The following is a 22,240-nucleotide window of genomic DNA, read 5'->3' as shown; positions in this document are numbered from 1 at the left end:
TTGTCGGCACTGTCAATTCTCACAGCTATCCACGCCTGCACAGGCGACGCTAAGTTCCTCAAGCGACGAATGCTCAGGGGCATCCGGTCGTCTCCCACGCCTGTGCATGACAAAGGATTTCTACCATGAGCCTAGACAGTCACCTTACTGACCCACAACCCAACCAACTCCCTATGGTCATGCCATTGCAACCGCACGACCATTATAAAGATCTACAGGATATTGATCTGTCCGAACCGCAACGCCTGTTGCCCCAATACTTCATGCCTGCCCAAGCAACTCACGCAGTCAAGACCGCTCAAGACTTCGTCAACGTCCCTTTCGCCGAGCTGCCTCTGTACATTCCCGGGATGACGCAAAACGTAGAAGGCTTCGACGGCGGCATTAACAACGCCGCACTGGCGGTGCACCTGGACAACGGCCTGCTGTGTAACTTGCTGCCTTACTTGAACATGGCCGCCCTCGATTTCGTCGAGTTGTTTTGCGTGGATACCATCACGCCTGTGGCCACCTATAGCATCACTGAAGAGGATGCCAACACGGGCCGGATCATCCCGTTGTACATTCCTCGCACGCGGCTCACAGACGGGCCGGTCAGCCCAGTATTCATGCGGGTCACCAGTATCGGTGGTAACACCAATGAGACCGCTCGCTTCAGGCTGAAAGTGGACACCGTCCGCCCCGGTGGCCGCAACCCGGTGGCCAGCACCCTGCAAAATGAAAACCTGCCAAAACCCCTATTCCCGCAGGAAATCATCGATTTCGGTGTTTCGGAGGCGGACGCGCAACGCGGCGTTACCGTCACGTTCAAGTTCTACCCCGTGGACGATACCCAGGCCCCCAGCACCTATCGGGCGGCGCGTGACCGTATTCGCCTGAGCGTTGGTGGAGTGTTCGCGCCCATCCAGCCACTGACCGTGGACCAGGCCAGCGGTCGCGACGACATTTCGGTCGTGCTCTACTACGGATTCTGGCAACAAGTCGGCAGCGGCTCACGCGTTTGCGAATACGAAATCATAGATGAGGTGGGTAACGCGTCTGATGGTTGGTCTCCGGCGCAGTTGCTCAACGTGCAGATCAACGACGGTACCGAACCGTTATTGCCTGCAGCTTTTATCCTTGAGGCGCCGTCCGGTTCGCTTGACCACGATGCACTCAATGGCGCCCCGGCCAACTTTTTCATCAACACGCCCTCTCCGGACTTCATCGCCGGAGACATTGTTCGCGTGACCGTTAATGGGCGTGCGGCGGACGGAAGCGCCCTCATCACCACCTATGACTCAAGCGCTCTTGTCGGTGCCTCCTTTGTCATCATCCCCGGCCCCAATGCAGACCTGCGCAAGCTGATCGGCGGACGGTTGCAGCTTTCCTATGAACGTATCCGTCGCGATGTGCCCAACCGCGGGTCCCTGGGCACCATCGTGGAGGTGATCGGTACCCCTATCGAGACGGGCCTGCAGCGGCCTATCATCATCGACGCCAACAATGGGGTGCTTGACCCACAACTGCTGTTTGTCAACGTGGGGGTCCCGGTGTATGAAGGCCGCCAAGCATTCGACCTGGTGACACTGATCCTCGACGGCACCTATGCCAACGGCGATCGCTATTATCGGGAATTCGATAAAGCGGCAGGCACCGGCGTTATCCTGTTCAAACTCAACAATGGTCCAAACGGTGAGATCGCGAAACTTGAGGGAGGTACGCTCCGGTTCCTTTATAAAGTGACCAATGAAATTGGCACCCGCACCTCATTGGACGAGACGGTCAACGTCGGCCACGCCGTCGCCTCGTTGCCGGAACCTCTGGTGGAAGAAGCCCCCCCGCCGCAGTATCAATTCGACCCGGCCGTGTCTACCGGCGATACCCAGGTCGTGGTGAAGAGCCATAGCGACTTCAAGGCAGGTGATACCGTCGTCCTGTACTGCGAAGGAACCGCCGCCGGTGGCACCCAACCGCCCATACGCTTCCCGATATTAGGCTTCTGGGTAGACAGGGACCTGCCCTTTACGCTGGAGCGCAGGTACATCACGCCCAATATCAACCAAAGCATGCGCATCTATTACACCCGTGAACGCGACCACGCACTGACACGCTTCTCCCAGACCGTCACCATGGGAGTCGGTTCAAGGTTGGTACTGCAAGCCCCTACCGTAGTGGAAGCGACTGTGATTGGCGCCGATATTGCCTCGATCAACCCGCTGAATGTGCTGCCGCCCCAGCCACCTGTCGTGACCATCCGCGTGGTTACCGACCATCTTCCGCCGAGTGCAGACATCAAGCTGTTTATTGTTGGCAAACCAGGCGTTGGCACGCCCGACATCGCAGCAAAACCGGCCAGGCCCGAGCCGGGTACCAACTACGTCAGCTTTACCGTGCAGAACAATTTTGTCGGTGCGTACCTGGGCGAGGCGTGCAAGGTGTTTTACAACCTGGTGGAAATCGGCAAGTCGACCAAATCCGATGAATTGACATTGCAGGTCGAAGCGCTGCCAGCGCACGCGTTTGACTTGGTCAGTATTCCTGAGGCGAAAGATGGGGTCATCGATACCACAGTGACAAACACCGTGAGAATCGATAAATGGCCTTTTTTCCGCGCAGGACTGGCGGTGTGGATTGACCTGGATTCCGATGTCGACTTCAAGTTGCGCCCAGGCGACGCGGTAACCGCCGCGGAAGTCAGCGCTGGGCGGACACTGGATCAGATTCCGGCGGAGTATCTCGAGCAACTCAACGATGATGACGAAGTCTCGGTGAAAGCCTGGGTATCGCTGGATGGTTCCAGCAGCCTGGAGACGGCTACGTACTTTGGAGAGCGCAGTTACCGGGTTCGCAAGAGTCCGGGGGGGATTGTTCGTGAGATCGTGACAGGGAGCTTCCCGACTAAAATTGTGATCCATAAAGACGGCTCAAGGGCGTGCGTCCTCAACTCCGGTGATCGCACGATTGCAGTCATTGACCTCTCGACGTATGGCGTCAGAACAGTGGATTACGGTGCCACTCCTAGTGGATTGGCATTACACCCTACCGATTCAAGGCTGTTTATATCCGGCGACTTCGTCTCAGGCAGTCGACACCATACGAGGGTCGTTAATACCGATACTCTCTCCGTCAGTAACGTAATACCCTTCATCGCATCTAATATGTGTGGCGTCAGCCCCAACGGTTCGCGATTTTTTCTCGGCAGTTCTACTGTGTCTACATCTTCAAATTTCTATACCCACGATTATGTCCACATAAACACCTGCATGGGATCACCCTTGTCCTCTGCACTAACAACGGACCCACTAGGCGCCGCAATATTTATCACGGGCACTGCCACAGAGCGGTTTAACCTCGACACCGCAGTCCGTACACACTCAATCATCAATGGCGTAGCTCGAGAACTTGCCCATAGCCTCTATAAAGCACACAGCGATCGTTTGTATGTGTCCGTGTCAGCCTCTAACAGAGTTGACATCTACGACACCAGCAGCAATGGACTTACCTTCATCAATTCTCTCGCGGGAATAAGTAACCCACGTGGAATCGCTTTCCATCCGACTCAACCACTGGCCTATGTTGCGGAGCTAAACAACAACCGCGTCAGAATCATTGATACGATCAGCGAGACACTGGTCGGCACTATCGACGGCTTTGATCTACCCGATGGCCTGGCTTGCACCCCGGATGGTAAAACCTTGTTGGTGTGCAACTCTGGGAATAATACCGTAGCGGTAGTGAGTATTTAACCAACCTATAATCGATACACTTAAAAGCGAAAAAAAATGCCCCGTATCTTCCGATACGGGGCATTTTTTGTTACTTATCAATGTGCACTGCAGTTAAACGATAAGTTCCCACTTTAAAAATCGTACCGCACCCCCACATTCACACCCCACGGCTGGTCTATGCGCTTGCCCATGCTGCGCTCCACATCCGCATGCACCTTCCAGTTCTTCGACACCGCCATCGCGACACCCGCCGCCATTTCAACCCGGGTACCCGACAGCTCGTTGTTGAAGCTGTTGCCGTTGACCGAGACCTTGTTGCTCCGGTTGAACTCATGGGCCACTGCCGTACGCAGGTAAGGCTGCAACACACTGCCACCGTCCAACTGGATATCAACCCCGGCCGTCACGCCCGCCTTGCCGACTACCGAAGCGGTACGCGCGCCCTTGGCTTGCAGGCCGTTGTCCAGCTCGTAGCTCTGCTTCTGGATGAACGCCGTGGCCAACTGGCCATAAGGTTCAACGAAGAAACCGTCCTCCAGCTTGATGTGGCGACCCACTTCAGCCGACGCGGTGACCGCATTTTGTGCGTAGCTGCCCTTGGCTTTCTTGCCGTCGCTCATGGCGACATCGGACTCGTTGTGCAAGCGGTTGAACTTGAGCACGCCATCGAAGTAAAGGCCACTTTCAGCGTCCATCCAGGTTGCGTAACCACCCAGGTAGTAGCTGTCGACGGTGGCTTTACTACCACGGCTCAGGTCCAGGTCCGAGGTGCTGTGGCCGGCCATGAAGCCTGCCAACCATTGGCCGTCGCCACCGGACAGTGGCGCGTCTGCACCCAACGTGAAGCCGCGCTGATTCTGTTTGTACTGCACGCCTATGTCGCCGTTGTTCACTTCAAATTTGTTGCCATAGACACGCGTCCACAGGCCGCTCGATTGGCCATCGCTGTGGCGCAGTTCGCCCATGCGCGTACGCAGGCTGGTCATCTCACCGTACAACGCGCTCGGGGCCGCATTGGCCAGGGCCAGCACCGCGTTGGTGCTGGGGCTGATCACCCTGCTGTCCGCGTCCAGCAGCCAGTCCTGGCCTTCGTTTTCGTTGATCAGGCTGTAGGAGTAGGTGCCCACGTCCACGCGGTCGCCCACCAGGCTGAACGTGGCAACGCCGTCTTCGGTGTGAACCACATGCAGGCGGTCCTCGCCCAACGGATCGGCACCGGTGCTGGCGATCAGCAGCTTGTGGTCGCCGGACGACGTCCCGGTGACGTTGAGGAAGTCACCGGTCAACGTGGCGAAATCCGCGCTCATGATAAAGGTGCCGTTGCCCGACAGGTTCTCCACGTCCAGTTGGTAGAACACGCCCGGGTCGCCGAACCGGACGTTGCCGCCGCTCAGGGACAGGTCGCCCACTGTCTGGTTGTCGACCATCACCCAGGTGGCGTCGCTGTTGATCGCCAGCGCGTCGACGTTCTCCAGGCGACCGGTAAGGATCGAGCCGTTGCTCAGGCCAACGCTGGCGCTGCCGCCATTGTTGATGATGTCGCCGTTCATGATGGCGCGGTCAAGGCTAAGGTCCAGGGCGCTGCCGGTACCGACCAGGATGTTGCCGGTCAACGCACTGTTGTTGACGCGCATGTTCGCGTTGCCACTATTGGCCAGCTCGACCATCGTGCCGTCGCTGCCAATCAGCGTGGAGCCGTTGTTCACATCGATTTCAGCAGTGATGGGTGTATCGACCCTGATCGCGGCGCCTGCCAGCCCTTCTACGCGTGTGCCCTCCAGCCGCAGTTCGGGGGAGTCGGGCACGGTGCTGTGTTCGCGTGTCATGCGGATGCCGTTGTTAGCACCGATGATCTCGCTGTTGAACGCCTCAGCCCTACCGCCGCGCAAGATCAGGCCAGCCTCGCTGCCACCGATCAGTTTCGAGTCGTTGAGGTACAGCGTGCTGTGCGAAGTCACATTGGCGCCGTGTGTGGCACCCCGTACTTCACTGGCGTTCAGGTACGCTTCACTGCCCGTATCACTCGTCGGGTTGCGCACGACATCCAGGCCGCCCGCCACGGTGCTGGTGATCAGCGAGTTGTTGATCTGGGCCGTGCTGTTGGTCAACACGACCGCAGTGCCCGTGGTGGTCGACATAACACTTGCACCGTTCATGTTCAACGTCGAGCTGGCCGCCACGATGCCACGTGCCATTGCGCCTTCATGAAGATTCAGGGTGGCATCGTTTCGCAGCGTGAAGGAGTCGACAAAGTCGCTGGCGTAGACGTCTTTGGTCCGACCATCAATTTCCTCCAGTGCCATGGCTTGGGCGCTCATGAAATAGAGGGGCGCAACCGCGATCAGCTTTATGGCTGTCGTTAAACGAGAATATTTAAAACGAGAAGAGTCAGTCGTATGCATTTCCAGTCAACCTCAGAATAGGTACCAGTTCGAAACCGGAGGCCATACCGACAAGGCTTCCGTTTTCCACGGCGCGAAGACTAAAGACTGGAGTTACCGCTTTATGTAGGACTTTCCTTAACTCATCCCTGTCAATCTGGATGGCACTGAGGCCGGTTGCTGGCACTCAATAAAAAACCCTGTGGCTGCCGAGGCAGACCACAGGGTCAATGGGTCGATCAAAGCGTACCGGCCCGCGTCGCACCAGGTACACAGGAGTTCACTGGTGGCGCCGAGATACGGAAATCCCACTGGACTTGCACTACGTCCGAGGTGCCTCGGTCTCCCGTGCTTGGCCGGAAAATGCTCCAATTGACACCGACCCACCCGCGCCCCCCACTGGCAGTGTGAGCCCGGAACCACTCACCCAAGTCGAGCGTTACGGTGAAGCCATTCTGGACATCGTTGAACGTGACCTCTCGCGCAAGCGACTCGATGGGATCGCCTACCGGTACGCTTGGATCGAGAAAGGCGTAGCGGGCGGCATGAACAGTGACCATGTCCCCCACTTCCAGCGTGGCGGTGTCTTTGATAAAGACAGGGACTCCCTCCCAGGGTCGTGGGCTCAGCCCCGCTTCACAATTGAGCGTACCCTTAGAGCTCGTCACGGTGAACTGCGCATCCGCAAGGCCATCCAGGCTGTAGGTACTGACTGCCACGTTTTGACTCGGTGAATGCTTGTAGTTGATCGCGTTGCGAATCCGGTAATAGCAGGGAATATCTCCATTGCCGTAGAGCTCGATAATCGACCAAGCGATCTCCAGTTCAACCAGGAAATCCGGAGCTTCAGTGCCCGTTACCGGATAAGTGTCACCCTGCGTACCTCCCATGGAGCCGTAGAAAATGTCAATGAAGTCGCCCGACACCAGGTTGTCCGGAATCGTGAAACTGGCGATGGCAGGCTCGTTCCGATCCTCTTCTACCACCTGGTTGTCGCGCATTTCAACGCCGCCACGCACAATCGGCCTGATAAGACGGTCATCCACCGGCCCCGGGCCGGGGTTGCCGGTGCCGGGCTCGACCAGGTCTACGTCCACGGTCGTGGTGGCGGGAGTCTCTGCACGGCTTACCCTACACTCAATATTGGCTGTATACAGATCACCGGGCAGCGCAATCTGGTCATAGCCAACAGGGAAGTCGAAAGGAAAAATCGGAAACCCTCCAACAGATTGCTCAGCGACCAGCGTGTCGTTCCAAAACACCCGAACAACATCCACCGACAGCACATTTGTAATCGACGAAAGGCGAACCGTCACGCCATTACGCGCTTCTTCCTTATCCACCAAAGGCGCTTCCAGGACGGACAGCGTACCGAGTATCGGCGGTTCGTTGACGTTCACCGTGACCGTCCGGGGAAAGGAGAACTTCGAAGAATTACCCGCACGGTCAGTCGCGATATACCTGATAGCGTAATCGCCAGGCCCGGCAGCCATGATATTAGCGGTGGTGAACGTAACGCTGGCGTTACCAGTGTCCGGAAATTCACCGCTGATGCCCGTTTCATCTGCGTCGCCGAAAAAAGCCTGCCAAGTGTCTCCCGGCCTGGCGTCGTCCATCCGTGGAATGGAGCACACCAGCCCGAGCTTATCTGCCAGATACGCTGGCGTAATGTCCCCCGTCAAATCGGTAGGCAAGGTAATCGCTGGTGGCTGGTTGTTGTAGTTGGGATCAATAGTGTCGACAAACACCGTCATTATCTCTGAGAGCGAGGTGTTGCCGCTGGGATGCTCAATCTTGTACGTGATCTCCTTGCTCCCGTGAGATCGTAACGCCGCCACGGACGCAAGCGAGATCTCGACCGGATCAGGAGGCTCAGGATCATCCCCGTCATAGACGTAGAAGCCGATCATCGTGTTACCGGCGTAAATATAAACGGTATCCTCCTCATCCGGATCCGCGAGAGGAAACCACCGCGCTATCGAGAGCTGCAAACCCGCGAGCTGAACATCCCTGGAAATCACATTTTGTTGATCGTCTCCTTCTACATCAGGGAGCGCATTCATGATCTGCGGCGCGGGCGCCAACGGGTCGTCGGCGACTCTACGGTGATGCGGATGCCGCGCCTGATTGGCGAGCAGTTTGGCACTCTTGGAAGGCTGTTTGCTTGACATGATCCTAAGCTCCTTGCATCGATGGACGGATCAGGACCGGACAACGGCATTTCACCCACAGACCTGCGACCCTGTTGTTGGAGAGAGCGTTTTTCATTCCCGGGTATCACTACAACCTGACATCGGTTAGCTGATTAAACCGCGGCCTCATTCACGGCGTAACTGTCAATGCTCACAACTTGTCAAAAGCCAAAAAATATGCTGCTAGGCATTCGATAGCTAAAGGCCTGTGAATCGTCCTTTTTTCACTAACCGCGCGCATGGACCAGGCGCTGAAAGCGCGAATGGTTCTATTGGAAAGTGCGTGCAACCGCGCGCCAATGAATGGGAAGGGCGTTGCGCCCTTCCGCGTTCAACGCTGACTCAGGCAGGCCCGATGCAGGGCGGTGCACCATTGGGGCGAATCAACGTGACCAACACCAGGCTCCGATTCGACTCGCCGACGGGCACCCCACTTCGAATCACCTCGTAACGCGTAGTGGCCGAGCCGTGGGAAGGCTTATGGGCGTAGTCGTCTGGTTTGACCAACCCAGGCAACAGCACATAGGGCTCGAATGGCACGGTGAACGGGTAACCGTTTTGCACCCAGTCCAGGGTCAAGGGCGGTGACTCCCACACGCCTTCAGAGTCGCTGATCACATGACTGAGGTTGCCATTGGGGCTGGCATAGCCCACCCAGGTCAATCGCAACACATCGCCGACTTGCAGGCGCGTATCGTCCCCCGGGACAAAGACCTGAACACCGAAGGAAGGATGAGGGTCGAGCCTGCAACCAATAAACCCGGAGTCGGGTCCTGGGGCATAGTTAACGTCGGGGTATTGGCTGGCCTTCAGCCCCATGATCGGCGAAACCGCCACGGTCACCACTTTGTTGTTTGAACGCTGGCGGTTCACGCCATTGAACGTGCGGTAGAAGAGATTGACCGGCCCATTGCCAATCGGCTCGATGAGCGCCCAGGGAATCTGGAACCGGATCAAATCCCCCGGATTCTCACCGATAGCGACAGCGTGGGTACCCACCGGCGTGGGGTTGTCATTCCAGATCAGCTCCAGCAAATCCCCCACAGTGAAGTCAATGCCCAACTCCAACACCACCTCGGCGGGCCGATCTCGGTCCAGAAGGGTCAACACATCATCGCCCGTCAACCCCTTGACCGTTGGACGCAAAAGCCGGGGATTCATGTAATTGGGGTTATCCGGGTTAAGTTCGCCTGCCGCGGTGAGGTCCACGGGGACGAACCTGGCAACGGATGGCCGCGCAATACCGGTGTCTCGTCGCCAGGTGTAGCTGGCCCGGATGCTCCCGCCCACCAGCTCGAAACCGCCTAGGGCCAGGATCGGCCAGGGGATCGCGACACGAACTGGCCAGGCCTGAATGGGCCCCACGATGATCTGTGGAAGGGTAATCAAGTTCCACGAAGGCGTCACCACGTCACCCTCCAGTGCGCCAGTGATTTCCAGGATATTCATGTAGACGCCGCCGATTTCGCGGGCATCCTCCAGGTCAATCCGCCCGTTCGCACCCACGCCGAACGCTTGTGGCACCTCAGGCGCACGAAACTCAATGGGCGAGGGTGTGAGGGCATTCAATATTGCGAACGTCCGCGACGCTGGCCCCTGCCAACCGGCGCGGTCGATCAAAAAGTACTGTGCGGAGTACTCTCGATTACTGAGCAGAGAGCGAAACGTTTCGCCTTCAAATACCAGTTCGATGGGATCACCGTCTTTGTGAGCCTGGGTGATTTCAACCGATGCCACGATGTCGTCGCTGCGTAAAAGCGGGCGGCGGAGTGCCGGCAACAGCGTCAACTTACCTTCAACGCGATCCTCCAGGCGCATATCGGGCCATGGCGGCACGATTGCCACGACTTGGTCATTGTGGGTGGGGTCGGCCAAGTAATCATCCGTCACGCCGTTGCTTTCAATATAAGCGTCAAATATCAACTTGTTGGTTTGCTGCCCTTGATTGGGCGCAACCTTGTCCACGTCGATCTGGATCGGAAAGGACGGCTCCGTAGGGTTACCCTCCACCAGCTCGACTATGTATTGCAAAGAGTGCAGCCCGGGCACCGCCAGAAGGATGGCCGGTATGACGCCTGCCACATTCGGAAGATTGATTTCTCCATAGGGGGCTACCAACTCCTTCTCATCGACCTGCTCGCCATCCCACAGCCAGGTAACGCGTGTCACTTCGCCGGGATCGAGCAGTTCCCCACCTGACCAAAGCGTAGGGACTTGCACGGCCAACGGGGCGAGTTGGTCCAACCGATGTATCTTGTAGGCCACTTCATCGGCCAGCAATGGCAGCGCCACTGGGACCCAGGGCTGGTCCAGCATGCGAGGAATAGGGGTCGAGGGTTTGTATTTGGGCATGTCCACTCTCCTTGGGCAATCGATCAATGACCGGCCATTGACCACCGATGGGAGTGCACCCAACCGACAAGGCCAGGTGAATCATTTAATGCGCAAGTAGACCCTCTGGATACTGTCGGATATAACAGGTATCCCGCTGATTAGACGGGCGGCAACCGCCACTCGATCGGCGTTTCGCCATTCTGCTCGAGAAACTTGTTGGTGCGGCTGAAGTGCCCGCAGCCCAGGAACCCGCGATACGCCGACAGCGGCGACGGGTGCACCGACGTCAGCACCAAATGCTTGGTCGCATCGATCAATTTCTGCTTGCCTTGGGCATGCGCGCCCCACAGCAAAAACACCAGGTGCGGCTGATGCTCGCTGACCACCTCGATAATCCGGTCGGTAAAGAACTGCCAGCCCTTGCCCGCATGGGCGTTGGCGTTGGCACGCTCGACGGTCATGGTGGTGTTGAGCATCAGCACGCCCTGGTCGGCCCAGCTTTGCAGGTAGCCGTGGTTGGGGATGTCGATGTTCAGGTCGCGCTTGAGCTCTTTGTAGATATTGACCAGCGACGGAGGCGCCGGCACCCCGGGTTGCACCGAAAAGCACAGGCCGTGGGCCTGGCCGGGACCGTGGTAAGGGTCCTGGCCGAGGATCACCACTTTGACCTTGTCCAGCGGCGTGGAGTTGAGCGCGTTGAAAATCAGTGGGCCGGGCGGGTAGATCTCTTTGCCGGCGGCATGTTCCTGGCGCAGGAACTCACGCAACTGCGCCATGTACGGCAGCTCGAACTGATCCCGCAGTGCGTGTTTCCAGCTGGGTTCGAGTTTGATACGGTCGTCTTCGGTCATGGTTCAATTGTCTTGTCAAAAAGAGTGAGGCGAACCCTAGGAAAGCCGACCCCGCTTGTCAATTGATCTGACACACCACCGGCGCTTTCCTGTGAAGCGATCATACTCATCCTTCACCTTCTCGATTGGGGTCACGATGAACTTGCACTTCGAAGAGCTGACCGGCAGCGACGGTGCCCGCCTCGGCATCGCCAGCCTCGACGCTGAACAATCCCTCAATGCCCTCTCCTTGCCGATGATCCTCGCCCTGGGCGAACGCCTGGACACCTGGGCCAAGGATCCGAACATCGTCTGCGTACTGCTGCGCGGCAACGGCGCCAAGGCCTTTTGCGCCGGGGGTGAAGTGCGCAGCCTGGCGCAAGCGTGCCGGGAAACCCCCGGCGTGGCACCGCCCTTGGCTGCGCAGTTCTTTGCGGCGGAATACCGCCTTGATTATCGCCTGCACACCTACCCAAAACCGCTGGTTTGCTGGGGCCACGGCTACGTGCTGGGGGGTGGCATGGGTTTGCTGCAAAGTGCCGCGGTACGCATCGTCACACCCAGCAGCCGGTTGGCCATGCCCGAGATCAGCATCGGCCTGTATCCGGACGTCGGCGCCAGCGGGTTCCTGTCGCGTCTACCCGGCAAGCTCGGGTTGTTCCTGGGCCTGACCGGTGCCCATATCAACGGCCGTGACGCCCTGGACCTGGGCCTTGCAGACCGCTTCCTGCGCGACGATCAGCAGGACGCACTGCTCGACGGCCTGCTGCAACTGAACTGGCAGGAACAGACCTCGATGCAACTCAACAGCCTGCTCAAGGCGCTGGCCCAGGAAGCCGTCGATCAGCAACCGCAGGCTCAATGGCTGCCACGCCGGGCACAGATCGACGAATGGCTGGACGTGGGCGATGTACGCTGTGCGTGGCGCGCGTTGAGCCAATTGCGCGAGCACGCCGACCCGCTGTTCAGCCGGGCCGGCAAGACACTCAGCGAAGGCTGCCCGTTGACCGCGCACCTGGTGTGGGAACAGCTCCAGCGTGGCCGCCATCTGTCCCTGGCCCAGGTGTTCCAGATGGAATACACCATGAGCCTCAATTGCTGCCGTCATCCGGAATTCAGCGAAGGCGTGCGCGCACGGTTGATCGACAAGGACCAGACGCCGCATTGGCATTGGCCGGATATCAATTCGATTCCGGATGCGGTGGTGCAGGCGCATTTCAATAAAGCGTGGGAGGGTCGCCATCCCCTGGCCGACCTGTCCGATTACTGAAGGTTGCCCATAAAAAAGCGGCGTTTCATGCGCCGCTTGCCTGCAGGCCTGTCAGCGATGACCGCCGCGGCCACCTCCATGGTCGGCACCGCGACCGTGACCACCATTGCCCCAACGGTTACCGCCCCCCCAACCCTGGTTAGGGTAAGGCCGGTAACCCGCGCGCGGACCGTAGTAACGCGGCGCCGGCTGATAGTAACGCGGAGCCGAGTAGTAACGCGGTTGTGGCGCGTAATAGCGCGGTGCAGGGTAGTAGTCACGGCGGTACTGATACGCCGTGCCACCGCCGTAGTAATACACCGGCGCCGGTGAGGTGTAGACCTCGGACCGATAGTAGCTCTGGCCTCCATCGTAGTAAGGCACACACGCGGAAAGGGTCAGACCGAGTAAAGCGCTGAGCAGCAGTCGTCGATACATGGCGGCCTCCTGGACCGCGGAAGAGCGCCTCCAGCGACGCGGGAGGGCGGCATTCAGCTTTCACTGAATGACGAAACATCTGACATCAAAAACGGAATCTGGTGCGTTTTCGCAACAGCTTGATACATCTGCGTCAGCTTTATCGATTCAGTAAATTCACCAGGCTCGCAACTTTGTCGATTACGATGATGTCACTATGGCATCGCATAGTGCCAGGGAGGCCCTAGCGTGCACTCTTCGCTACCCTGCCCGGACTTGACTGATGAAAATTTCAACCAAACTGCTGCTCTCGTTTCTGTTGTGTGCGCTGGTCACCCTCGGGGTCGGCCTGCTGGGGATCAAAGGGGTGGTTCGCCTCTCTACGGCGCTGGAATTGACGTTCTCCAACAACTTGGTGTCGGTCAGCAATACGGCCGCCACCCTCAACGGCCTGGTGGCCCATAACCGCGGCCTGTACCGCTTGATGGATGCCAGCAAGGGCGACGTCTCCCCTCAGGATCGCGACCGCGTGCGCCAGGACATCACCCAGGAACTCAAGCGCAGCCAGGCGTCCTACGCGACCTATCGCGCAACCCCACTGGAAGATGACGAACGGGCGGCGGGCGACAAACTCGACCAGATCTGGCCCACCTATATCAGCAGTTCCGAACGCATCATGGCGCTGCTCGACAGTGGCCAGGGCGATCAGGCCCGCACCCTGCTCAACACCACCAACAATGAACTCTTCCGCCAGGCGCGCGAGCTGATCCGCGTGATGATCGAGTCCAATAACCGCCAGATCAAGGAAGGCACGATCGCCGCCGAGGAGCTGCGTAACAGCGCCTTGACGTGGATGATCAGCGGCATTGTGCTGGCCTTCCTCATTGCGATCATCATTGGCGTGTTGATCACCCGCTTGATCACCCGCCCCATCGCTCAGGCGGTCGAAAGCGCACAGCGCATTGCCAAGGGTGACCTGACCCAGGCCATCATCACCGAACGCACCGACGAAGCCGGGCAATTGCTGATGGCGCTGTCGGATATGCAGGGCGGCCTGAAAAGCACCCTGCTGGAAATCGCCAACGCCTCCGACCAACTCGCGTCGGCGGCCGAAGAACTGAGCGCGGTCACCGATGAAAGCAGCCGTGGCCTGACCCGCCAGAATGATGAGATCCAACAAGCGGCCACCGCCGTCAACCAGATGACCGCCGCTGTGGACGAGGTGGCCAGCAACGCGGTCTCGACCTCTGAAGCCTCGCGCCAGGCCACCACCGAGGCCGAAGATGGCCGCCAACAGGTGGAACAGGCCGTGTCCGGCATGAGTTCGATGGTGGTCGAGATCAACGACTCCACACAATCGGTTGCAGACCTCGCCGGCCAAGTGCGCGAGATCGGCAAGGTTATCGATGTGATCCGTGGCATCGCCGACCAGACCAACCTGCTGGCCCTCAACGCGGCCATTGAAGCCGCCCGTGCGGGCGAGCAAGGGCGTGGTTTTGCTGTGGTCGCCGATGAAGTGCGGGCGCTGGCCCACCGTACGCAGATATCCACGGTGGATATCGAGAAGATGATCGGTGAGGTGCAGACCGGCGCCGACGATGCGGTCGCAGCCATGAACAAGAGCCTGAGCTGGGCCAACAATACCCAGGCGCTGGCACAGAATGCCGGCGAGGCGTTGCAACGGATCACCGCCAGCGTGGCGAAGATCAATGAACGCAACCTGGTGATCGCCTCCGCCTCGGAAGAACAGGCCCAGGTGGCCCGCGAAGTCGACCGCAATCTGTTGAACATCCAGGACCTGTCCACTCAAACGGCCGCCGGCGCCCATCAGACCAACGCGTCCAGTCAGGACCTGTCGCGCCTGGCCACGTCATTTAACGTACTGGTCAGCAAGTTCCAGCTCTAAGTAGCCTGGGCAGGGTCGGCCCTGTATCGTACACGTCACACCGGGACTCTCCGGGAACTTGTCCGATCCAGCCCGAACCTGCCCATGACCACGCCAACACTCTGCCCCGCCTGCGGGGCCCGCAACGACTGCGCCCTGGCTGACCCACGTACGGCCGACCAGGCCTGCTGGTGTTACAGCGTCACCCTCGACCCAGCAGTGCTGCAGGCCCTGCCCGACGCGTTGCGTAACAAGGCCTGCCTGTGCCCCCGTTGTGCCCACGTCGATGCACAGTTGCGCGGGGTTGAGCCGACGTAATGCGGGTTGATCGTTTCCTCAGCAACCTGCCGCGTTTTAATCGCAAGCAAGTGCGCCTGTTGCTGGTTGAGCGGCGTGTGTCGGTCGATGGCGTGGCGGTCAGCGATCCCCATCACGAGGTGCGGGCTTTCAGCCGCGTGTGCGTTGACGATGAGGTGCTGCAGGCGGGCAAACCGGCGCGCTACTTCATGCTGCACAAGCCCAAGGGTTGTGTGAGCGCCACAGCGGACCCACAGCACCCGACCGTGCTGGACTTTCTCGATGAGCCGGACAAAGATGAATTGCACATTGCCGGTCGCCTGGACTTCAACACCACCGGCCTGATGCTGATCACCAACGACGGCCAATGGTCGCGGCGCCTGACGCAGCCGCAGACCAAATTGCCCAAGGTCTACCGCGTGGAGACCGAACAGGACATCGGCGCGCATTACGCCGCGACGTTCGCGCAGGGCCTGTATTTCGCCTTCGAAGACCTCACCACCCAACCCGCCGAGCTGGTGTTGCTCGGGGCGAGAACCGCACGGTTGAGCATCATCGAAGGGCGCTATCACCAGGTGAAGCGCATGTTCGGGCACTTTGATAACAAGGTGATTGGCCTGCACCGCGAACGCATGGGTTCCTTGGTGCTGGATGCGGCCCTCGCGCCGGGCCAGTATCGGGCATTGACGGACGACGAGATCGGCCAGGTCTGACGACCGTTCGGCCGGTGATGGCAAAAAACCGCTTCATCGCCTTGCGGGGTGCCCGCTCTGCTGCTTGAATCAGGATCACCAGTTTAAATATGACTGGCGAGTCGCCTATAACCTCCAAGAAACACCTTGCCCCGCCCGCGCTTGATCCTCGGGCCTCCCCGGCAAACAGCCCGCCATAACAACACCCGTCGGCCAGCCGTCATCGGATCGACATGGGCCTCCATTTCCAGGCGTATGCCTACCTGTCACAAAGCTCGTGCAGAGTGATCTGCGCGCCCTACCCGCTTGCCAGGAGTCTTACGACATGAGGCCAGAAATCGCTGTGTTGGATATACAGGGTCAATATCGGGTTTACACGGAGTTCTATCGCGCGGACGCTGCTGCAAAGACCATCATCCTGGTCAACGGCTCCATGGCCACCACGGCGTCTTTCGCCCAAACCGTGAAAAGCCTGTACCCGCAGTTCAATGTGGTTTTGTACGACCAGCCCTACGCGGGCCGTTCCAAAATCCATAACCGCCATGAGCAGATGCTGACGAAGGAAGTCGAAGGCCAGCTCCTGCTGGAGCTCATCGACCACTTCGCCGCCGAACATGTACTGTCCTTTTCCTGGGGCGGCGCCGCGGCTCTGGTCGCCCTCGCCCACCGCCCTCGTCGTGTGGAAAAAGCGGTGATCAGCTCCTTCTCCCCGGTGATCAACGCACCGATGCGCGACTACCTGGAACGCGGCGTCGACTACCTCGGCAACCTCGATCGCGACCGCGTCGGCCATCTGGTCAACAGCACCCTCGGCAAACACCTGCCGTCGCTGTTCAAGCGGTTCAACTACAAGCACGTGAGCAGCCTGGCCGAGCATGAGTATGGGCAGATGCACTTTCACATCAGCCATGTGCTGAACAGTGATCGCTTGTGCTACCTGAAGGCGGCGAGGCAGATCGACATTCCGGTGTTGTTCCTGAACGGCGAATGGGACGAGTACACCAGCGCCCAGGATGCCAAGCTGTTTGGCCAGCATGTGGCCAACAGCAGCTTCAGCACGATCCAGGCCACCGGGCATTTCCTGGACATGGAGCACAAGGCAGCATGCCGGGACAGTCGGGAGGCAGTGGTGGGTTTCTTGAAACCGGAGCGGCACGTCAGCCGATTGCGTTATCACCATGGCCAGACGCAGCATGCCTTTGCAATCTAAAGTGCACGCTCGTGTAGGAGCGGTCTTGCCTGCGACAGCCTCACTGACGTGTGAGGGACACACCGAGGTGTCGAAATCGCAGGCAAGCCCGCTCCCACACTCACTTTTTTGAAGAAAAACTTCAAATCCCGGCGAACATCTGGTACAAAGTCAGCCGCTCTGAGCGGGTATAGTTTAATGGTAGAACAGTAGCTTCCCAAGCTTCCGACGAGGGTTCGATTCCCTCTACCCGCTCCACTCAAATTCGCGTTTCGCGTCAGGTTGGTTTTTGACGAGGGATGCATAAAGAACCGGTCCTTTGAGGCCGGTTTTTTTATGGCTGCGATTTGCGGTAGCCGCCATTCTTTTCGGACATACCTGTACAAATCAATATTTTTGTACAACTATCATTGCAACGCGCTGAGGCACGATCAAGGAGCCGAGCAATGACACGTCTACTGGTTTCAGTGTTGCTGATGTTGAGCTTGAGCAGTTGCGCCAACGTGGGCGTCGAGCACTACGCTGACCAGCAACCACAACTGGACCTGGAGCGATTCTTCAGCAAGCCCGTCAAGGCCTGGGGGATTTTCCAGAAGCGTTCGGGCGAAGTGGCCAAGCGCTTTGAAGTGAACATCGCCAGCCGACGCGAGGGTAATGCGTTGATTCTCGACGAACGCTTCCTGTACAGCGATGGCACACGCCAACAACGGGTGTGGACGCTGACACCCGATGGCCCTGGACGTTGGCGCGGTCGGGCGGGTGATGTGGTCGGCGAGGCCATCGGCGAGGTGGCGGGTAACGCATTGCGTTGGCGCTACCGACTCAACCTGCCGGTAGACGGTTCGGTCTACGAAGTGAGCTTTGACGACTGGATGTACCTGATGGACGAAGACACCTTGATCAACCGCTCCAGCATGACCAAGTTCGGCGTCGAATGGGGTCAGGTCACGTTGTTCTTTCGTCGCCAGTGAATGACCTGCAACGGAGGTGAATCATGAATCTGCACATGCTGACTGAATTGGCGGTAAAAGGAGAAATTCGCGAGCTGCAGCTGCTGTCGCTGGAGGGTGGATTCTATATCGCGCGTGTCAGGCTGGATCATGTCGAAATGACGTTGCTGGGCGATGACAACCAGCCGCTGCGCATCCGCTCCACCACGCACTTACGCGACTTGTTGCAACGGGTTCCGCCGTTTCCGTGTGTGCTTGTGCAGCAGTGCGTGCACGATGAAATGTGCGGAGCCCGGGAAGGCCCCATTGGCGCAATGCGGATTCCGTTTACGCTGGATTCGTCATTTTAAGGCTCAGCCTGTTCGGATCCCCTCCCCACTCCGCGCAACCACCGGCAAACGCACCTTAAAGAGGTAAATCCAAGGCGCACAACCCAGACGACTCTGATGGTTGTGTAGGCAATGCCGCACCGTCGAGACAGTTGATATGGCTGTCCGACGGTGTCAATGAAGCGTTTCATCGCGCCATTGGCTATGTGGCTAAAGCCCGAGGAATGACAAAGGTTGCCGTTGATGCGGGCATGGGTCGTGAGAGCCTCTACAAGGCCTTTGCTCCCGGGGCAAAACCTCGCGTTGAAACCGTACTGGAAGTACTCCACTCCCTGGGTATTGATCTATTCGCCCGAGCTGGACACATTGCCCATCACTCAATCATTTGAGTGTCCCCCGCTGCACCCCCCACGCCAACGGCAACGTCACCAACAACACCCCCGCCAATACCATCACCGCCACCGGCACGCCCAGCGCATCCCCTACCCCGCCAAACACCATTGGGGCCAGCGCCCCGCCACCAATCGTGCCGGTATAGAACATCGCGAAGGCTTGCTCCCGCTTCCCCGCGCCCGCCAGGTCGGGCACGGCGCCGTACAACACCGAAGACGTGCCATTGAGCACCAAGCCTAGCAACGGCAGCATCACCATCAACGCGGTGAGCGGCATATACACGGCGGCGGCGATCAGCAAGGCCGTGCTGCTTTCCGTCAACCACACCGTCCTCATCATGCCGATTCGCGCGCCCAGGTAGCCGCACACTAATTTGCCGAAAGCGCCACCGATAAACAGCAGCGTCAGGGCCAGGCCAATACCGGCGGTGCCAGCCCCCTTGGCTTGCAGCTGAAACGGCAGGAAGGTCAGAAACCCCATGCGCACAGCGCTGTCGAGGGTGCCGGTGAGGATCAGTGCACGAAGGCCGGTGACGGAGCCGGTGCCTGTAGTCGACTTGGTTTTTTTGGGCATCGCAACGGCGTGCGACTGGCTGGGAATCAACCACCACAACAGCCCCGCGGCTGCCAGACCCAGCAACCCCAGAAGCGTGGCACTGGCGCGCCAACTGATGACCGTGAGCAACAGGCCGACCAGCCCAGGGACCAGGGTCTTGCCAATGTCGCCGGAGAAGTTGTACTGGGACAAGGCCTGCTTGATGCCACCACCGTCTTCGTAGGCATCGCTGATCATCGAGGACGCCAGTGGGTGTTGGGCACTGGCGCCCAACCCGCCCAGCAGCAGCGCCAGCAATAACATCACCAGCCCCGTGGCTTGGCCCACCACAAGATAAGCCGCACCGGCGAGCGCGGTTCCGCCTACCAGCATCGGTACACGGCCCCAGTGTTTTGCGGCGCGACTGGCCATGAGCTGGAACACCGCCATCATCCCCGAATAGGCCCCGCGCAACAGTCCAACCTGGGCGTAGGACAGGGCGAATTGCGTCTGCCAGATCGGCAGCAGCACGTAGATAACGTCGGTCAGGCCATCATGCACGGCATGGGCGCTACAGCCGGCGATCAGCGTACGGCGGCGGGTTGATGATGCGGGTGCGGGCACGGCGACGGTGTCGTTCATGGTGTCGGGATCAATTCAGGTTTAAGGGGCTTCCAGCCAGTCAGCGCGATCAGCAAGGTCAGTACCTGGAAGGCGATAATCAGCGCCACGCACCCGGCCCAGCCCCAGCGCTCCCAGATCAACGCCGGGGCAATCGCACCGCAACTGCCGCCCAGGTAATAACAGGTGAGGTACACGCCCACGGCGCCGGCTTTGTCATCGCCGGCGCTGGCGGTGGTGAAGGCGTTGGCCGCCGCCTGGGCGAGGAACACGCCGGTGGAACTGAGGGCCAGGCCCACCACGATGCACCACAACGCGGGCACCAGCGTCAGTGCTGAGCCGCTGATACCCAGCACCGCAGCAACGCTCAACAGTTCGGCGTGCGGCCGCGATTTACTGAGGCGACCGGCAATGGGAATCACGATCAGCGCCAACAGGAACACCATATAAAGCGTACCCAACGCCGCTGGCCCCAGGCTGAACGGCGGTAATCCGAGGTACAAACCTGCGTAGGTAAACGCCGCGACCTGGGAGAACAGCACGCAAAAACCCACAGCGTAGGCAGCCAGCAAAGGCTTGCGAAAAACAGCCGAGGACAAAGACCGAATCTTCGCCGGACGCACGCGACTGACAGGCAACAGGAACTGGATAAACCCGGCCACCATCAGGCTCATCACCGCCAGCCATTCAAAGGCTTCGCGCCAGCCAACGTATTCGGTCATCACCCCCGTGACAAAGCGCCCGGCAAACCCACCCAGTACCGTGCCAGCTACGTACAGGCTGGTGACCTCCGTCACCGTGCCGCCGCTCCAGCGGTCGCCGATATACGCCACGCTGGTGGCAAACACCACCGGGATCACCATTCCTTCAACGAACCGCCACACCAGCACTTCGGCAAAGCTCTCGGCATAGGCGGTCATCAGCGCCGGCACCGCCAGCAACAAGGCTGCCACGCTGATCACCGTGCGCTGCTCGAAGCGTCCGGTCAGCCGGCTGACAAACGGCGCAGTGATCGCCACGGCCAGCGTCGTCACAGTGATACTCCACCCCGCCGCCTTGGGGCTGATGTGAAACTGCGCGGCAAAGACCTGGAGAATGCTTTGGGTGGCATACAGGTTGAGGAACGCCGCGCAGCCGCACAGGAACAGGGCAAGACGGGCACAATGCAGGCGCGGTTTCATGAAACCTCTCGTTTTATTTTGTGAGGTCTTTATAGAATGGCCGCAGGGTCTTAAACCAATACCGATTTCGGACCGATCAATACCCAAGGACCAGGATGCTCGACCTACGCAAGCTGCGTTACTTTCTGACCGTCGCCGAAGAACTGCACTTCGGCCGCGCGGCCATTCGCCTGCACCTGGCGCAGCCGCCACTGACGCGGCAGATCTCGGCACTGGAGACCGAGCTGGGCTTCAAGCTATTTGATCGCACCAGCCGCACGGTCACCCTCACCGCTCAAGGTCGGTCCTTCCTGCCTTATGCACGCGGCGTGCTGGATCAGGTGGAATTGGCGCAGGTCATCGCCGGCAAGCTGGCGGCGGGCACGGCGGGGCAGCTGGCGTTGGGGTATGTCAGCTCGATCGCTCTCTCGGACTTGTTCAGCCAGGCGATCCAGGCGTTTGCGCAACGGTTTCCTGATGTGCAGTTGACCCTGGTGGAGTGCGCCTCGGGCAGCCTGGGTGCGCAAGTCGCGGACGGGCGGCTGGATATCGGGCTGAGTCGCTTGTTACCGCAGGGTGAAGAGGTGCACGCGCGGTCCCTCGGAGAAGAGCGCTTGGTGGCCGCCGTGGCCAGCGACAGCCCGCTGGCCAGTCAGCCTAGCGTCAACCTGGCGCAGCTCAGTGCCTACCCGTTGATTCTGTTTCCAGCCGATTATGGCTCAGGGCTCAACCAATCCATCGAACAGCTTTACCGACATCACGGCCAGCCCCTTCGACCCGGGCCGACCGGGCGGCAGATCACCTCGATCATTGCACTGGTGGCCGCCGGGCAAGGCGTGGCGCTGGTGCCGGCGTGTACGCAAAGCCTGATGAATAAAGGCGTGACGTACCGGCCGTTGGAGGAAGCGGATGCCTGTGCGCAACTGTTGGTGCTGACCCAGACTGAAACAAAAAGTGTGCTGGTTGATGCGTTTCTCGCCGTGATTGCACAGACGCCCGGTCCACAGGGCTCATCAACCATGAATTCGACCGCAAGAAACGTAGTTTGCCCCTAAGCTCGCCGCTCTAGACTTCAGC

General features: G+C 59.3%; 16 protein-coding genes, 1 tRNA gene and 1 pseudogene. 11 read left to right on the top strand and 7 right to left on the bottom strand.

Annotated elements, in window-relative coordinates; genetic code table 11:
* Positions 1-125: 125 nt before the first annotated feature.
* The gene (locus ATH90_RS07290) at positions 126-3,728 is read left to right on the top strand and encodes a YncE family protein (protein ID WP_098465957.1); all 3,603 of its coding nucleotides are present in this window, start codon (positions 126-128) and stop codon (positions 3,726-3,728) included.
* 113 nt (positions 3,729-3,841) lie between these two features.
* On the opposite strand, the gene ATH90_RS07285 is transcribed toward ATH90_RS07290, so the two are convergent.
* The 4 genes from ATH90_RS07285 to ung form a co-directional block, all read right to left on the bottom strand.
* A complete protein-coding gene (locus ATH90_RS07285) occupies positions 3,842-6,013 on the bottom strand; it encodes an autotransporter outer membrane beta-barrel domain-containing protein (protein WP_420884278.1) in 2,172 nt (723 codons plus the stop codon).
* Between the two features lie 317 nt (positions 6,014-6,330).
* Entirely contained in the window at positions 6,331-8,262 is a 1,932-nt protein-coding gene (locus tag ATH90_RS07280) for a DUF5011/hyalin repeat domain-containing protein (protein ID WP_098465955.1), read from the bottom strand.
* Positions 8,263-8,625: 363 nt separating this feature from the next.
* On the bottom strand, positions 8,626-10,635 hold the full coding sequence (locus tag ATH90_RS07275) for a hypothetical protein (protein ID WP_098465954.1): 2,010 nt from the start codon (positions 10,633-10,635) through the stop codon (positions 8,626-8,628).
* Between the two features lie 140 nt (positions 10,636-10,775).
* Positions 10,776-11,468: a uracil-DNA glycosylase gene (gene ung / locus ATH90_RS07270; protein ID WP_034104096.1), complete on the bottom strand. Its 693-nt coding sequence runs from the start codon at positions 11,466-11,468 to the stop codon at positions 10,776-10,778.
* Between the two features lie 136 nt (positions 11,469-11,604).
* Here ung and ATH90_RS07265 point away from each other — a divergent pair, with 136 nt between their 5' ends.
* Positions 11,605-12,717 (top strand): enoyl-CoA hydratase/isomerase family protein, encoded by a 1,113-nt coding sequence (locus ATH90_RS07265; protein WP_098465953.1) that lies wholly within the window; start codon positions 11,605-11,607, stop codon positions 12,715-12,717.
* 51 nt (positions 12,718-12,768) lie between these two features.
* Here the strand turns inward: ATH90_RS07265 and ATH90_RS07260 are convergent, their stop codons facing one another.
* Positions 12,769-13,134 (bottom strand): hypothetical protein, encoded by a 366-nt coding sequence (locus tag ATH90_RS07260; RefSeq protein ID WP_034104091.1) that lies wholly within the window; start codon positions 13,132-13,134, stop codon positions 12,769-12,771.
* Between the two features lie 262 nt (positions 13,135-13,396).
* Here ATH90_RS07260 and ATH90_RS07255 point away from each other — a divergent pair, with 262 nt between their 5' ends.
* The 8 genes and pseudogenes from ATH90_RS07255 to ATH90_RS07220 all read left to right on the top strand — a co-directional run.
* Entirely contained in the window at positions 13,397-15,019 is a 1,623-nt protein-coding gene (locus tag ATH90_RS07255) for a methyl-accepting chemotaxis protein (RefSeq protein ID WP_034104089.1), read from the top strand.
* An 84-nt stretch (positions 15,020-15,103) separates the two neighbouring features.
* The gene (locus ATH90_RS07250; RefSeq protein WP_034104086.1) at positions 15,104-15,316 is read left to right on the top strand and encodes a cysteine-rich CWC family protein; all 213 of its coding nucleotides are present in this window, start codon (positions 15,104-15,106) and stop codon (positions 15,314-15,316) included.
* The gene (locus ATH90_RS07245) at positions 15,316-16,008 is read left to right on the top strand and encodes a pseudouridine synthase (RefSeq protein WP_098465952.1); all 693 of its coding nucleotides are present in this window, start codon (positions 15,316-15,318) and stop codon (positions 16,006-16,008) included. Before ATH90_RS07250 ends, ATH90_RS07245 begins: the two co-directional genes overlap by 1 nt.
* A gap of 304 nt (positions 16,009-16,312) precedes the next feature.
* Complete coding sequence (locus tag ATH90_RS07240) at positions 16,313-17,197, top strand: alpha/beta fold hydrolase (RefSeq protein ID WP_034104082.1); 885 nt, start codon at positions 16,313-16,315, stop codon at positions 17,195-17,197.
* Positions 17,198-17,360: 163 nt separating this feature from the next.
* A tRNA-Gly gene (locus ATH90_RS07235) sits at positions 17,361-17,434 on the top strand.
* A 188-nt stretch (positions 17,435-17,622) separates the two neighbouring features.
* Complete coding sequence (locus ATH90_RS07230; protein WP_034104080.1) at positions 17,623-18,147, top strand: DUF3833 domain-containing protein; 525 nt, start codon at positions 17,623-17,625, stop codon at positions 18,145-18,147.
* A gap of 23 nt (positions 18,148-18,170) precedes the next feature.
* Positions 18,171-18,476, top strand: a complete 306-nt coding sequence (locus tag ATH90_RS07225) for a DUF6482 family protein (RefSeq protein ID WP_034104078.1) — start codon at positions 18,171-18,173, stop codon at positions 18,474-18,476.
* A gap of 140 nt (positions 18,477-18,616) precedes the next feature.
* Positions 18,617-18,844, top strand: a pseudogene (locus ATH90_RS07220) (addiction module antidote protein); the annotation flags it as partial.
* Here ATH90_RS07220 and ATH90_RS07215 read toward each other — a convergent pair.
* Together ATH90_RS07215 and ATH90_RS07210 are read right to left on the bottom strand one after the other, a co-directional pair.
* Positions 18,837-20,024 (bottom strand): MFS transporter, encoded by a 1,188-nt coding sequence (locus ATH90_RS07215; RefSeq protein ID WP_098465950.1) that lies wholly within the window; start codon positions 20,022-20,024, stop codon positions 18,837-18,839. The pseudogene ATH90_RS07220 and the gene ATH90_RS07215 overlap by 8 nt on opposite strands.
* Positions 20,021-21,184 carry an MFS transporter gene (locus tag ATH90_RS07210; RefSeq protein WP_069022258.1) on the bottom strand — a complete coding sequence of 388 codons (1,164 nt, stop codon included), beginning with the start codon at positions 21,182-21,184 and terminating at the stop codon, positions 20,021-20,023. The genes ATH90_RS07215 and ATH90_RS07210 overlap by 4 nt, the downstream gene beginning before the upstream one ends.
* A gap of 95 nt (positions 21,185-21,279) precedes the next feature.
* Here ATH90_RS07210 and ATH90_RS07205 point away from each other — a divergent pair, with 95 nt between their 5' ends.
* Positions 21,280-22,218, top strand: a complete 939-nt coding sequence (locus ATH90_RS07205; RefSeq protein WP_098465949.1) for a LysR family transcriptional regulator — start codon at positions 21,280-21,282, stop codon at positions 22,216-22,218.
* Positions 22,219-22,240: the final 22 nt, after the last annotated feature.

Origin of the sequence: Pseudomonas lurida (assembly GCF_002563895.1) — a bacterium.
Lineage (GTDB): Bacteria > Pseudomonadota > Gammaproteobacteria > Pseudomonadales > Pseudomonadaceae > Aquipseudomonas > Aquipseudomonas lurida.
This window is presented reverse-complemented; position numbering and strand designations above follow the sequence as displayed.